Below are 14,772 nucleotides of genomic sequence, written 5' to 3'. Positions count from 1 at the left end.
AGAGTATGTGCCTGCATCCCCATCATGGGAGCGCAAGCACATACTCTATTTTTGGGCTCAAACAGACTTCGCGTCGGGCAAAATAATTGCGCGAACCCTCGCGGACGTATCACGACACGGTGGTAGAATTTATAATCTGTGTTTCTGTAGGGGCCTTTGTACACAGGAAATACTGAATCAAAGGTAAACCAGAGAAAATATGGGGGAGAAGAGCATGAGCGAGTACGAAGAACCTACATTATTTGACAGTATGGTTAAGCCAAAGCTCTCCCCGGCATACCCTGACCGTGCACCCTGGGGTACTTCCGTCAGTCTGCGTGCCTGGCAGGCCGAGGCGATGAAAAAATATTTTGAGACGAACCCTCGGGACTTTATGGCTGTAGCAACCCCTGGTGCGGGCAAGACAACCTTTGCTCTCACCTTGGCACGCGAACTCTTCGATCGCGGGGTTGTGCGAAAACTTACCGTGGTAGCACCCACCGACCACCTCAAGAAACAGTGGGCGGATGCCGCTGCTAAGGTCGGTATTCCGATCGATCCTAATTTCAAAAACGCCGATGTTCACGTTGGACGCCAATACAAAGGCGTAGCGCTCACATATTCGCAGGTTGCTAATAAGCCGCAGCTACACGCCCGAAATACCGAAAATGACAAGACTCTTGTTATTTTCGACGAAATCCACCATGCAGGTGATGCTTTATCTTGGGGCGATGGTCTGCGTGAAGCTTTCGATGAGGCCACACGTCGCCTTGCGCTGACCGGTACACCATTCCGATCTGATGCCTCACCTATCCCATTTGTTACCTATGAGCAAGACCATGAAGGTATTCGTCGGTCGCGAGCCGATTACTCCTATGGTTATGGCCCTGCGCTGAAAGACCACGTGGTGCGGCCAGTTATTTTCATGGCATATTCCGGACAAATGCGCTGGCGGACCTCCGCCGGCGAAGAAATGGCGGCGAATCTAGGGGAAGGATTCACTAAAGATATTACCGCCCAGGCATGGCGCACCGCACTTGATCCTCAGGGTGAGTGGATTCCCACTGTGCTCTCTGCGGCCGATAAACGACTCACCGAAGTGCGCCGCGCTGTTCCCGACGCGGGAGCGCTCGTCATCGCAACTGACCATGCCGACGCCAAAGCCTATGCCGAAAAACTGCACAAGATTACGGGGGAGAAGCCGACCGTAGTACTTTCTGACGATCGTGAAGCATCCGCTAAAATCGACGATTTTCGTGAAAGCAACAAGCGGTGGATGGTCGCGGTACGCATGGTGTCCGAAGGGGTGGACGTACCCCGCTTGGCGGTGGGTGTGTATGCTACCAGCACCAGCACACCTCTCTTCTTCGCACAGGCGATTGGCCGTTTTGTACGCGCCCGTAAACGTGGGGAAACCGCATCTGTCTTTCTGCCGTCTGTGCCGCAGCTGATGATGCTTGCCAACGATATGGAAGTTGAGCGTGACCACGCCCTCGACCGCCATACCACCGACGACGATATCGATCCAATGGCTGAAGGGCTGGACGATGAAGCGCTCGAAGAAGCAAACCGCGAGGAACGCGCTTCCGAACAACTAACGCGCGGTAAATTCGAGGCGATTGGTTCGCAAGCTTCCTTCCACGGCGTGCTCTTCGATGGCTCCGAATTTTCGTCAGGTGGTCTGGAGATCGGTTCGGAAGAAGAACAAGACTTCCTCGGTATTCCCGGTTTGCTGGACGCCGACCAGGTGGGTACTCTGCTTCGTGCACGCCAGCGTGAACACGCATCCCGCCGCCCAGCGACAGCAGCTCCCGCGATTGTGGACCACCGCCAGCTCAAAGAGATGCGCAATAAACTGGCGAAAAACGTGGCAGCCTGGTCTATCCGTTCAGGCAAACCACACGGCGTTATCCATAATGAGCTGCGTAAAATTTGCGGTGGTCCCGCAGTTGCACAGGCATCCGCGGAGCAAATTCAGGCTCGCCTGGATAAATTGGCGGATTGGTTCGTGGGCAGGAGCTTGTAGAATAATCTCTCCCCTGGCTAAAGCGCTTCTGTGACGGTAATACCGTCATCCTCCATGTCGGCGATAACATCATCCAGTTTGTCTTCATGAACCGGCGCCGTGAGGTCAATCAGAACGCGAGTTTCGTACCCGGCGTCTACTGCATCCTTTGCCGTCGCTAGTATACAGAAGTCGGTCGCGATCCCGACAATATCAACATCTTTAACATCATGTTCGTCGAGCCAATCGGCGAGCGGGGTGTTAGGTGCCTCATCTTCCAACGATGCTTCGGGATCGTGCTCACCGGTCATCACGGAATCTTCGGCAGCTTGAAGACCCTCGAAGCCCGAATATGCCGCCTCATACTTGCCTTTGCGGAAATATGCTTCGATATAGTCGGTATCAAGATTCGGGTGAATCTCTGCCCCTTCGGTGTTGGCGACGCAGTGTACAGGCCAGGAATTCACATAATCTGGATTTTCTGAGAAATGATCGCCCGGATCAATGTGCCAGTCTTGAGTTGCCACAATGGCATCGTACTGGTGGTGGTGTTCCTCAACGTATTCGCTAATTAGCGATGCCACGTTGGCGCCTTGCTGTGTTGCAAGGGCTCCGCCAGGGCAAAAATCATTTTGAACATCGACAATAATAAGCGCTTTTGCCATGTGTATAGTCCCTTTCTTGGCAATATCTGGATGGGCTGTGGCTAGATAAATTCGGTGGGAATAACGGGTTCGCCTTCTGAAAGGCGACGAGCGGATTCGGGAAGCTCCGCTAGGGATGCGCTATGTCGTTTGGTTGCGGTGCGTACCGCCTCTTCGCCAGTAAAACCGGGCAGGAGCTCGCCAGAAACCACAAAATCGCGAATAAGATCGCGAGTATTTTCGAGGGCAGCGGGATTGTTCCCCGTTCCGATAAGCTCAGCAGTAGCGATGCCCAAGGAATTGTGGCGGCGCGCAGCTTGCTTTGCACCACCTAGAGAACGTTTGCCAGCAGAGGTTTTAGCGACGGGTTCCAGCTCGCCAGCAGTATTTTCACGTTCCACCAGCTTGTACACCATTGCAGAGGTAGGGGCACCGGAACCGGTTACCAGCCTGGTGCCCACACCATAAGAATCTACCGGCGCGGCGGCTAAGGAAGCGATAGCATATTCATCAAGATCACTTGTCACTGTAATCTTGGTGTTGTGGTTGCCCAAAGAATCGAGAAGTTCACGCACGCGCTGCGCCGATGCTACCAGATCACCTGAGTCTAGGCGGATTCCGCCGAGCTCTTCGCCCGCGAGTTCCACGCCAAGGCGTACCGCATTCTCGACATCATAGGTATCAGCAAGAAGGGTCGTGCGTGCCCCTAACGATTGCAGTTGCGCTTCAAAGGCTTCACGCTCAGAATCGTAAAGAAGTGTAAAGGCGTGGGCGCTGGTACCGAGAGTGTGAAGCCCATAGCGCCTGCCTGCTTCCAGGTTAGATGTTGCAGTGAAGCCTGCAATAGCAGCGGCACGTGCCGCTGATACAGCGGCACGTTCGTGCGCACGGCGCGAGCCCATCTCAATACAGGGACGGTGGCCCGCCGCCGCAGTCATACGTGATGCGGCAGATGCAACAGCTGAATCATAGTTCAAGATAGACAGCAGGTAGGTTTCTAAGACGCAGGCTTCTGCGAAAGTTGCTTCAACCTGTACAACGGGGGAGTGCGGAAAGAAAATCTCTCCCTCGACATAGCCTCGAATGTTGCCGGTAAACCTAAAGTTCTCAAGGTATTTTAGGGTTTGCGCATTCACAACATTGCGAGAGGCTAGAAAAGATAGATCTTCGTCATCGAAGCGGAAAGACTGAAGCCCTTCGAGAAAGCGTCCTGTACCTGCGAGCACGCCGTAGCGGCGGCCCGCGGGCAAGCGACGTGTAAAGACTTCAAAGGTGCAGCGGCGATGCGCAGTTCCAGAGGCGAGCGCTGCCTGGAGCATCGTAAGTTCGTAATGGTCGGTTAGAAGCGAGGTAGTTGCCATATGTCTCATTTTAGTTGTCTGTTAGGCAGGTTACTACCTTTACGGGATGTGTTGTCCGCGACATAATGTAAATTTGACTTTAAGATATTTATGATTATTTGAACGGAATCAATCCCGCAGGAACAAAGCCCCCACGAGTATAATCTTATGCATGACCAACAAGCTCACCCATCTTTCCAACCACACTGTGACGGCTGTTCTTGCGACCGATACTCTAGATGCCACTGAGCTTGATGCGACGATTGACGAAAATCTTGAAACGCAGACGCCGTGGCAGGTAATCGTCTGGAACGATCCCGTTAATCTTATGACCTATGTTTCTTATGTTTTTCGCGCTCATTTCGGGTTTAGCCGTCGTCGTGCCGAGAAACTGATGCTCCAGGTGCACAATAACGGCAAGGCTGTTGTGTTCACCGGCAGTCGTGAGGATGCGGAAAAGCATACTCAGGCCATGCACGCGTGGGGTTTGATGGCGAGCTTTGAAAAGGCGGAGAACTAATTTATGGCGCAGGGTTTTCGACATACACCGCATGGCTATGCCGCTCGATTTGAGAAGGCTGAATTTGATCTTATTCGAGATCTAGCCGAAGACGTGATTGCTCTTCTGGAATCTCCGGATTCGGAAAATCATGATCCTCTTGAAGCTCTCATCGGTATTGTCGAGAATCCCAGCATCCCAGACGATCCAGCGGTGGCACGAGTACTGCCTGCAGGAAGTAGCGATCCTGAGGCGGCGCTGGAATATCGCCGGTACACCGAACAGGATTTGCGCGCCACGAAGGTGGCAAATCTGAGTCTCCTTGCTTTCGATATTGAAGCGGGAGACATTGTGCTTAGTGATGAGCATGCGCATGCGTGGGCGTCTGCACTTAACGATATCCGTTTAGTTTTGGGAAGCCGTTTAGACATTATCGATGAAGAACGTGCAGACCAGGTGCACCATCTCACGGACTGGTCAAAGGTTGAGAACGACGACGATTATTTGGCGGTCGTGTACAATTTCGTGACCTGGGTACAGGACTCGCTTATGGTTGCGATGCTTGATTCGATGGAAACCCCGCAGTCTTAGAAACGTGCTGATCAGAGACAAGATAAGCGCATCGCACGATGCCTTCCAGATTAACGAATCCAGCACCGCATGCGATATGAAATATCACCGCCCGAACCTTGATGTGGCCCATCCTATAGGGTGGTTTAGGACTCAGAGACGGCTATCTAGAACAGGACAGTATCTGTAACACCTTAGAATGAAAATAAAGTACATCATATGCTGAAGGAAAACAGGTAAAGTTCGTGAGCGATAACTTAGATACCTCAAATCCATATCGTACCCGCACTCCGTGGGGAACCCCCGCGCCACCGGCTGGTCCAACATCAAGTGCACCCATCGGAGTTTTCGACTCCGGGGTGGGTGGTCTGACCGTTGCGCGCGCTATTATGGATCAGTTGCCGCATGAGCGCATTATTTATGTAGGCGACACCGCTCATGGACCCTACGGCCCGCTCAAAATTGCCGAGGTTCGTGCTAATGCCCTGCGCATTATGGACGAGCTTGTTGATTCCGGTGTAAAAATGCTGGTTATTGCGTGCAATACAGCATCTGCCGCCGTGCTTCGGGACGCACGCGAACGCTACACCCGCCACTACGGTATTCCCGTGATTGAGGTAATTCAGCCCGCCGCGCGTCGAGCACTAGCCGCGACCCGCAACCGTAAGATCGGGGTTATCGCCACAGAGGCAACGGTAACCTCACGCGCTTACGAAGATACATTTGCGATTGCCCCGAACCTTATGGTGCAGTCTGTCGCATGTCCTCGATTCGTCGAGTTCGTGGAGAAGGGCGTGACATCCGGACCCGAACTTTTGCGTACTGCCGAAGAATATCTGCAGCCCCTTAAAGATTCGGGAGTAGACACGCTGGTACTTGGCTGCACTCACTACCCTTTGCTGACGGGCATTATTTCCTACATCATGGGGGAGGGCATAACTCTTGTTTCTTCGGCAGATGAGACTGCCAAAGACGTTTATCGGGCACTTCTTACCGAGAATATTGAGAACCCTGACCTTGAAACGAATCCGCATCATGAATTCTTAGCGACCGGCGAATCTGAGACTTTCGAGAACCTAGCGCGCAGGTTCTTGGGTCCAGAAGTTCACAATGTGCGGCACACGGCATCTGTGGCAGAACGATTCCCCACGGGCTCTTTGGCGGCTCTTCCCGCACCAGCAGGCAGCGAAAAGGCCACTACGAAAGACTCCAACTCCAAAGAAGCCTCAGGACTGCCTTCCGTCACGATCGACTCAAGTCTTGCTGCTTTCACACACACCGAATAGGAAACACCCCGTATGCGCTTGACGATTATCGGCTGTACCGGCTCGTTTCCCGGACCAAATTCTCCGGCGAGCTGTTATCTGCTCTCAGCAACCGACTATGCTGGACGCACGTGGCGTGTGCTCATGGATATGGGCAACGGCTCCCTAGGCGTACTTCAACGGTATATTGACCTAGCTGAGATTGACGCTATCCTGATATCGCATCTTCACCCTGACCACTGCATTGACCTCTCCGGTTTGCATGTCGCCGTGAAATGGGATCCCCGAGGCTGGCCCAAAGGTAGGATTCCTCTCTACGGACCTGCTGCCATTAACGAATATCTTTCGGCAACGCACGGGCTTGACCCAGACCCGGGCATGAGTACTGAGTTTGAATATCATACTTGGGACGAAGGGCATAAAGTCGAAATTGGACCTTTCACGGTCGAGCCATTCAGGGTACTCCACCCCGCTAAAGACCCTTACGCCCTGCGTATTACCTGCAATAGCCGGGACGGCAGAACACTTTTTGCTTACTCCGGTGATACCGATACATGCGATGGGCTCATCAAGGCTGCCCGCGGCGCTGATCTTTTCCTATGCGAGGCGGCATACCAAGAAGGGCGTGACGACGCGCTGCGTGGTATTCACCTGACCGGTAAGCGCGCCGGTGAAGCAGCCCAAGAAGCCGGGGTACGCAACCTTTTGTTAACGCATCTGCCCGTGTGGAATGACCCCGATATCGCCCGTGCCGAGGCACAAAGCGCATTTGACGGGCCGGTAGGCGTCGCCGAGGTTGCAGCAAGCTATCGCGTGCATCCTAGGCCAGCGCCCACGCATCCGCCAACCTCAACCCTGAACGTTATCGAACTGCTCGATCCACCCATGTCAAACATATCTCTTCCCCCGGAAGAAGAGTAGGAGAACTATGACTTTTGTAGCCCGTGCCGATGGTCGTGCCCTCAACGAACTGCGCCCTATCACCATCACTCGTGGGTGGTCAAGCCAAGCCGAAGGGTCTGCGCTGGTAGAGTTCGGCGATACTCGGGTGCTATGCACCGCATCCTTCACGGAAGGGGTACCGCGCTGGCTCAAAGGTGAAGGAAAAGGTTGGGTAACCGCAGAGTACGCTATGCTTCCGCGTGCTACAGGAACCCGGTCTTCGCGTGAATCCGTCAAGGGAAAGATTGGCGGTCGTACACACGAAATTTCCCGTCTTATTGGGCGATCCTTGCGTGCCATTATCGATATGAATGCGTTGGGAGAAAATACCATTGTTCTGGATTGCGATGTTCTTCAGGCAGATGGCGGAACACGTACCGCTTCGATCACGGGTGCCTATGTAGCGCTCGCCGATTCTATCGTGTGGGCACAGCGTAATGGTCTGCTTTCACCCAGTGCTAAGCCTTTAAAAGACTCTGTATCCGCTATTTCTGTGGGTATTATCGACGGTACTCCCATGCTTGATTTGCCCTATACCGAGGATGTGCGCGCTGAAACTGATATGAATGTGGTCGTGACTGGTTCCGGGAAATTTGTGGAGGTTCAGGGTACGGCAGAGGGCGCACCGTTTGACCGTGATGAGCTGAATGCTTTGCTCGACCTTGCCTTAGAAGGCACCGCCGAACTTGCTCGGATACAGCGTGAATCTCTTGAAGAGGGGTAATACTTTTATGGTTAAGGTTGTCTTAGCGAGTCGCAATCAAGGTAAGCTGCGCGAACTTCGCGAAATTTTGCGTAACCGTATTGTTGGGCTGAACGTGGATACCGATGTGGTCGACGCCGCCAGCATCAATGCCCCCGATGTTCCAGAGACCGGGGTAACATTTGCCGAGAATTCATTGCTCAAGGCGCGTGCCGTGGCAGAATCTACAGGGTGTATCGCTATTGCCGATGATTCGGGTCTTTCCGTTGAGGTTCTTCACGGCGCTCCCGGCATTTTTTCGGCGCGCTGGGCGGGGGAGCATGGGGACGATACCGCGAATCTCACCCTTCTTTTGGAGCAACTTCGTGATATCAGCGATGAACACCGTGCCGCTAAATTCTGCTGTGCCGCCTCTCTAGCCGTTCCTTCAGCGCTCGGTGGGTATGAAGCAGTTGAGTACGGCGAGCTTCCTGGAACGCTTTTGCACGCACCGCAGGGGGACGGCGGGTTTGGGTATGATCCTATTATGATGCCGGTGGAGCTTAATGGCGACAACGCGCTTTATGATGGAGCCTATGCGGACCAGTCGTGTGCCCAGATTCCGGCGGAGATCAAAAATTCAATAAGTCACCGAGCTCGTGCCTTTGAAGCATTAGTTCCGCATCTGCAGCAAGCTCTTGAGCATTAATAATCATACGTCCTACGAGGTAGACGCATGATCGGAGTGTTTTAGCTCATCAATCGGGTATGTACGACATCTTCTGAAGAAAGAACGTTGCGGTCATCTCTTTCTCAGCTTCGACCGTGAAGATCGTATAAAACGATTCTGGTACAAGGCACAATGGTAAGTAATATATACGGCAACAGATATGCTTTGAGGCCCTGATGATTGTTCTCTTTGCTGTAATGATTATTCTGCTGATTCCCGCGCTGTGGGCATACTCTTATATCTGGCGCGGGCTCAATCGGCGTGTTATCGCCGCTGTTAAAGTAGTTGATCCAGTGATAACTCTCGGGCCCTATGCCATGGGATGCTGGGGGCTCTTAACAGCATGGGTGGGCATCAATATCTGGGCGACAGGTACCGCAGCACTGGTTGGAAGTATCGTAACTCTGAGCGGCGCAGCTTTATGCTTTCTCTGGGCAGGGTTTTGGGTCTTGATGCACTGTTTGGGCGGGCAAACCCCCGGTAAACGGCCCCTTTGGTGGCGCGAAGCAGTTGCCGCAAAATACGCATGGCGCAATCTGGAAAGGATGCCCGCCTACTTCGGCGCACGCACCAGCATTCTTCCGGTGCAGAACCCGCGCATCGTCAAACCCTATTCAGGATCATGGACTCGACCGGTGGGAGCAACTCTGGAAGGTTATCTGCCGGATGGAAAATCCCGTGAGGGTTTTGACGAATATGGGCGGCCTATGCCCCGTATGTACCCTGTAGGACCGGAACCAACTATTTTTGAAGTTGCACGCTGGGGTAAATCGGTAAGCGCCGATAGGTTACTTTACACTTTTCTGCCTACAGCACCCTTTGAACGGTTACGGTTGGCCGGTACTATTCGCGGTCCGTTCACATTTGCGGGAGAAGTTCCTCATGGAGCCGTCACCAAATGGCCGCGTCGTTCCGGCGCAAACCGCGCTTTTGGGAACTACGCCAAGCTGGGGGACATCACGGAACGTCGGGTAGAGCTCTTGATTGACCACCGCCTTATCGCGGCTTTGCAGACAACCCGTGAATGCTATGAGCGCCGACATAGCTGGATGCTCGCGTTCACCGATATTATGCCCAATGATCTTCTTTATTCCACGACCGACGATGGGTTCTTGCAGATTACCTTCGGTACCGTCGCTGAAGGGTACGAGGAACCTTGGATTTTTACCTCGACGCAGAAAGATACACCACGACTTCGCCGTCAAGTAGCGCGCGCCATGCGTGTGCGTAAGATCCTGAAGCAGACAAGCGCCGAACTGATGGACTGGTATTTTGTGCCTAAGATCAGCGAATTTCCACACGGTCCTGTGACTAACGAACTGCCGGAAGAGTTCTATTTCTCGTCTAATATTATGGTGACAAATAGGCATGAAAGCTCAGCGCGGGCGACAGGCGAAACGCATTAGAAACTTCAAGGGTACGACTTCCTTCGTGAAGAGGAAACCGTACCCTTGGTAATTTACTGGCGGATGTCACGCCCTCGGGAATCTCGCCCTAAAGTCGTGACGTCTGGTCGTCCCACAACAAGATGCCTTCAAGCCCTTTGAGTTTTTCTTTGTGGGCACGTCCGTGGTGACCGCAGAAGAACAGTTCGCCCCCGGAAGGCAAGACCGCACGAATATATGCCTGAGAACCACACACATCGCAACGATCGTGGGAATTCAACGTACGCGAATCAACAGATTCGAGAGTTGCATGAGCATTCACTGAAAATCTCCCTTACTGAAGTTCTCATAGGTTCCTAGAATTGTCGTAACTCTATCCAACCACATATACCCTCGGTGCCGTACTTTCGCCCCGAGCCTTTCGCTCTCAGCGTCTAGGGTGGGCTACACATGAAATCGCTAAAGTATCCGTGACGAGAGTGAACACAAGTTACCTGCGGTGCACGATAGAATAGACTTACGAAGAAAACCATTTCGAAAGGGAACATCTTGGCTGCTTCGAACTATACTGCCCGACACCTCTCGGTTCTCGAAGGTCTTGAAGCGGTGCGTAAGCGTCCGGGCATGTATATTGGTTCGACCGATTCCCGCGGTCTTATGCATTGCCTCTGGGAGATTATTGATAACTCTGTTGATGAGGCTCTTGCCGGTTACGGACAGTCAATTCAGATCATTCTCTACCGAGACGGTTCTGTTGAAGTACAGGACGACGGTCGCGGTATCCCTACCGATGTTGAGCCTCGAACCGGGCTTTCCGGGCTAGAGGTGGTTTTCACGAAACTCCATGCTGGCGGCAAATTTGGCGGCGGATCGTACACGGCATCGGGCGGTCTGCACGGTGTGGGCGCCTCGGTGGTGAACGCGCTTTCATCACGTCTTGACGTTCAGGTAGATCGCGGGTCAAAAACCTATCAGATGTCCTTTCGACATGGGCTACCGGGCGTGTTCGATTCCGGGCGCACTCCTAAGCCTGAAGACTCTTTTACTCCTGCAGATGAGAAACATCCTGCGCTTCAGATCGTAGGGCGCGCCAAGCGTGGTGTAACTGGAACCAGAGTACGGTATTGGGCTGATCCGCAGATTTTTACCCCGGATGCGCGTTTTAGCTACGAGGATTTGGTGGCACGTGCCCGCCAAACTTCATTTCTTATTCCCGGGCTGCGCATTGCTATTCGAGACGAGCGGCGCATCCCCGGAACTCCGGGTGAGTTTGGCCCTTACGAAGAGGTCTTTCAGCATGACGGCGGCATTAGCGAATTTGTTGAATTCCTGGCCCATGACTCTGCCGTGACCGATATTTGGCGTTTTAGCGGCAGAGGCTCTTTTACGGAAACCGTACCCGTTCTAGGCTCGGATGGGCGCTCTAAGCTCACCGAAGTTGACCGTGAGTGCGAGGTTGATATTGCTCTGCGCTGGGGCATTGGCTACGAGACGACAATCCGCAGCTTCGTCAATATTATTGCCACGCCCAAAGGCGGAACCCACGCCACAGGGTTTGAACAAGGACTTCTCAAAACATTCCGCAAGCATCTTGCCGACAACGCTCGAAAGTTTAAGGTTGGCAGCGACAAGATCGAGAAAGACGATGCCCTCGCAGGTCTTACCGCCGTGTTGACAGTGCGCCTTGCGGAACCTCAATTCGAGGGGCAGACAAAGGAAATTCTGGGAACGCCGGCTGTGCGGCAGATCGTCTCTAAAGTAGTTGGTGATCAGCTCAAGGCTCGGCTGAACTCTACGGCACGCGCCGAGAAAGCACAGGCTGCAGCTCTGTGTGAAAAAGTTGTGTCTGAGATGAAAACCCGCATCTCAGCGCGCATTCACAAGGAAACTCAGAGGCGCAAAACCGCCTTGGAGTCTTCCTCAATGCCAACAAAACTTGTAGACTGCCGCTCAACAAACGTAGAGCATTCTGAGCTGTTTATTGTGGAGGGTGACTCTGCACTGGGTACCGCCCGCTTGGCGCGATCCTCGGCCTATCAGGCGCTTCTACCGATTCGCGGCAAGATTCTGAACACTCAGCGTGCCTCAGTAACAGATATGCTGGCGAACGCCGAATGCGCGGCCCTAATCCAGGTAATTGGTGCCGGTTCTGGGCGTACATTCGAGCTGGAGGCGGCACGCTACAGCAAAGTCATCATGATGACCGATGCCGATGTTGACGGTGCTCATATTCGTACCCTGCTTCTTACTCTCATGTACCGGTATATGCGCCCGCTCATCGAAGACGGTCGTGTATATGCGGCTGTACCACCGCTGCATCGTGTAGAGGTTATTAACCGAGGTAAACCGAACGAGATGGTGTATACCTATTCAGAACGTCAGCTGCATGAACTGCTGAGCCAGCTGCAGGCTGAGGGTAAGGGCTATAAAGAGCCCATTCAGCGCTATAAAGGTTTGGGTGAGATGGATGCCGACCAACTTGCCGAAACTACGATGGATCCCCGGCATCGTATGCTACGCCGCATCCGAATTGAAGACGCGGAGGCAGCTGAGAAGGCTTTCTCGCTCCTGATGGGAACGGAGGTTGCTCCGCGTAAGGAATTTATTATTGCTGGTGCGCATCAGCTCGATCAGGACAATATTGATATTTAGTTTGCACCTGTGAACAATCTGACACAGGGGAGTTGAAACCTCTTTTTGACAGATTTTTGACGCTGCAAGTATTGGTGATTATACTCACTGTGTCCTTCTTCATAAATCATGCATGACTATAACAAAAAGGTGTCTCTCCTCATAATTTTTTTGGGGGGGGGGGGCACCTAAGTGCGTGTAAACTGCTGACCCTAGATTTCTTGGAAAGTTTTAGGAAAGGCATCACCAAGGCGTGATGCTTATCTTGAAGTTTCTCCCAATATCTACGGGTCAAAGCACATAAAAATCAATAATTGTGTTAACTACCTTTATAGGTTCGTCAAGCCATGCACACCTGAGTGTAAAACTTGCCTGGTTCATGCCGTTTTTAAAACGCGTTACCTTACCTATGTAAGACATCCTGAGATATGTGCACCTGACTTTCGGAGGTGTGCTACGCTCCCGGGCGTGTCTGCCAACAGTAGACTTTACACATTTTAGAAAAGGATCATGTACATGGATCCCCTTGACATTGGGCGGTGGCAGTTCGGTATCACGACCGTCTACCACTTCTTTATGGTGCCCCTAACCCTCGGCTTGGGTATGGTCGTCACCTTCCTGTACCTGCGCTATATCTTCACGAAAAAAGACGAATACAAACGTATGACGAAGTTCTGGGGAAAGCTCTACCTCATCAACTTCGCAATGGGTGTGGCAACCGGTTTAGTGCAGGAATTCCAGTTTGGTATGGCTTGGAGTGAATACTCGCGTTTTGTGGGTGACGTCTTTGGTGCGCCGCTAGCTATGGAAGGTCTTTTTGCCTTCTTTATCGAATCAACCTTCCTGGGGCTTTGGATCTTTGGATGGGACAAACTCAAGCCCAAAGTTCACGCCCTATGCCTCTTCATGGCGGTTCTCGGTTCTTGGGTATCCGCATACTTTATTCTGGTGGCAAACTCCTGGATGCAGCATCCGGTAGGCGTTGAAATGGTCGATGGTCGTCCCCGAATGACCGATATCTGGGCTGTTCTCACGAATAACACCGCACTTCTTACCTTCCCCCACGTGATCTTTGGCGCCATTCAGGTCGCCGGTGGATTCCTGGTCGGTATTTCCTGGTATAAGCTCTGGCGCCGACGCCGTGACGGCATTGACATTGTAGAGGATGGCAAGGTTGTAGTAGGAGATGCCGAAGTTGGCGGTCGTGATAAGACCGACTACAAGGTTTGGTTCCGTTCCCTGCGCATCGGCGCGATTGTGGGTCTCATCGGGTTCTCTGGTGTGGCTCTTAGCGGTCACGCTCAAGCTCAGCTTATGATTCATCAGCAGCCCCTTAAAATGGCGGCTGCCGAGGCGGCATGCCATGACGGCACCGGTTTCTCGGTTCTTTCTATATCTTCTCTGGGGTCTCAAGACTGCGATAAGGTGCAGGCAGTGCTTGAGGTTCCCGGTGCACTCTCATTCCTGGCCCACGAAGATTTCACCACCGAGGTCAAGGGTGTGAAAACCCTCATGCCTGAATACGAAGCTAAATACGGTACGCATCTGGCGGATAACCCCCTCTACGGTGAGCGTGCCGGGCAGAAGATCAACTATTTGCCCCTTATGGAAGTCACCTATTATGGATTCCGCGGCATGATCACGCTTGGTGGTATTGGTGCGCTTTCGTACGTCTACGTACTATGGGTTACTCGTAAAAAAGGAACCGGTACTGTTCCCGAAGCCAAGTGGCTGAAAACCCTGGCTTTGTGGGGAATTTGGGCTCCCTTCTTCGGCAACGCCCTCGGTTGGATCTTCACTGAAATGGGACGCCAGCCCTTTGTGGTGGCGCCCAACCCTGAGGGTGACCCGTCCATCCTCATGTTCACGGCGGCAGCGGTTTCTCCGGGTGTGAGCGGCGAAGAGATACTATTCTCACTCATCGCCCTAGGAACGGTATACGGCATCCTGATGGTGGTCGAAATTTACCTGCTGACTAAATATATAAAGGCTGGCGTGGTAGCCGCTATGCCCGAACTCGTGCGTTCTGAACACGAGCAGGACGGTGAAAAGAGCGGTCACGATAAGCGCGATGTCTTGGAGTTCGCCTACTAGGCGGGT

The 14,772-nt window shown here is 52.9% G+C and carries 13 protein-coding genes; 10 read left to right on the top strand and 3 right to left on the bottom strand.

Going from position 1 to position 14,772, the window contains the following annotated elements:
- The first annotated feature begins 214 nt into the window (after positions 1-214).
- Positions 215-2,005 (top strand): DEAD/DEAH box helicase, encoded by a 1,791-nt coding sequence (locus HMPREF2981_RS09900; protein WP_070449552.1) that lies wholly within the window; start codon positions 215-217, stop codon positions 2,003-2,005.
- A 17-nt stretch (positions 2,006-2,022) separates the two neighbouring features.
- On the opposite strand, the gene HMPREF2981_RS09895 is transcribed toward HMPREF2981_RS09900, so the two are convergent.
- Together HMPREF2981_RS09895 and HMPREF2981_RS09890 are read right to left on the bottom strand one after the other, a co-directional pair.
- Positions 2,023-2,649: an isochorismatase family protein gene (locus HMPREF2981_RS09895; RefSeq protein WP_070449555.1), complete on the bottom strand. Its 627-nt coding sequence runs from the start codon at positions 2,647-2,649 to the stop codon at positions 2,023-2,025.
- Positions 2,650-2,690: 41 nt separating this feature from the next.
- Positions 2,691-3,998, bottom strand: coding sequence for a nicotinate phosphoribosyltransferase (locus HMPREF2981_RS09890; protein WP_305793909.1), 1,308 nt, complete (start codon positions 3,996-3,998; stop codon positions 2,691-2,693).
- Positions 3,999-4,140: 142 nt separating this feature from the next.
- Here HMPREF2981_RS09890 and clpS point away from each other — a divergent pair, with 142 nt between their 5' ends.
- The 7 genes from clpS (at position 4,141) to HMPREF2981_RS09855 (ending at position 10,062) form a co-directional block, all read left to right on the top strand.
- Positions 4,141-4,488, top strand: a complete 348-nt coding sequence (gene clpS / locus HMPREF2981_RS09885) for an ATP-dependent Clp protease adapter ClpS (protein WP_013398899.1) — start codon at positions 4,141-4,143, stop codon at positions 4,486-4,488.
- Between the two features lie 3 nt (positions 4,489-4,491).
- A complete protein-coding gene (locus HMPREF2981_RS09880) occupies positions 4,492-5,058 on the top strand; it encodes a DUF2017 domain-containing protein (protein WP_013398900.1) in 567 nt (188 codons plus the stop codon).
- Positions 5,059-5,282: 224 nt separating this feature from the next.
- Positions 5,283-6,323: a glutamate racemase gene (gene murI, locus HMPREF2981_RS09875; RefSeq protein WP_070662740.1), complete on the top strand. Its 1,041-nt coding sequence runs from the start codon at positions 5,283-5,285 to the stop codon at positions 6,321-6,323.
- A 12-nt stretch (positions 6,324-6,335) separates the two neighbouring features.
- Positions 6,336-7,223: an MBL fold metallo-hydrolase gene (locus HMPREF2981_RS09870; RefSeq protein WP_070449564.1), complete on the top strand. Its 888-nt coding sequence runs from the start codon at positions 6,336-6,338 to the stop codon at positions 7,221-7,223.
- Positions 7,224-7,230: 7 nt separating this feature from the next.
- Positions 7,231-7,968, top strand: a complete 738-nt coding sequence (gene rph / locus HMPREF2981_RS09865) for a ribonuclease PH (RefSeq protein ID WP_048780163.1) — start codon at positions 7,231-7,233, stop codon at positions 7,966-7,968.
- Positions 7,969-7,975: 7 nt separating this feature from the next.
- Positions 7,976-8,635 (top strand): non-canonical purine NTP pyrophosphatase, encoded by a 660-nt coding sequence (locus HMPREF2981_RS09860; protein WP_070662737.1) that lies wholly within the window; start codon positions 7,976-7,978, stop codon positions 8,633-8,635.
- A gap of 197 nt (positions 8,636-8,832) precedes the next feature.
- Positions 8,833-10,062, top strand: coding sequence for a peptidase E (locus HMPREF2981_RS09855; RefSeq protein ID WP_070662734.1), 1,230 nt, complete (start codon positions 8,833-8,835; stop codon positions 10,060-10,062).
- 88 nt (positions 10,063-10,150) lie between these two features.
- On the opposite strand, the gene HMPREF2981_RS09850 is transcribed toward HMPREF2981_RS09855, so the two are convergent.
- A complete protein-coding gene (locus tag HMPREF2981_RS09850) occupies positions 10,151-10,363 on the bottom strand; it encodes a DUF7455 domain-containing protein (protein WP_004004462.1) in 213 nt (70 codons plus the stop codon).
- 227 nt (positions 10,364-10,590) lie between these two features.
- Here HMPREF2981_RS09850 and HMPREF2981_RS09845 point away from each other — a divergent pair, with 227 nt between their 5' ends.
- Together HMPREF2981_RS09845 and HMPREF2981_RS09840 are read left to right on the top strand one after the other, a co-directional pair.
- Positions 10,591-12,693, top strand: coding sequence for a DNA gyrase/topoisomerase IV subunit B (locus HMPREF2981_RS09845; protein WP_070662731.1), 2,103 nt, complete (start codon positions 10,591-10,593; stop codon positions 12,691-12,693).
- Positions 12,694-13,188: 495 nt separating this feature from the next.
- On the top strand, positions 13,189-14,766 hold the full coding sequence (locus HMPREF2981_RS09840; protein WP_004004464.1) for a cytochrome ubiquinol oxidase subunit I: 1,578 nt from the start codon (positions 13,189-13,191) through the stop codon (positions 14,764-14,766).
- Positions 14,767-14,772 lie beyond the last annotated feature (6 nt).

Source organism: Rothia sp. HMSC069C01 (genome assembly GCF_001814655.1).
Classification (GTDB): domain Bacteria; phylum Actinomycetota; class Actinomycetes; order Actinomycetales; family Micrococcaceae; genus Rothia; species Rothia dentocariosa.
Note: the sequence above shows the minus strand (reverse complement) of the source record. Positions and strands in the feature narration are given on the sequence as shown.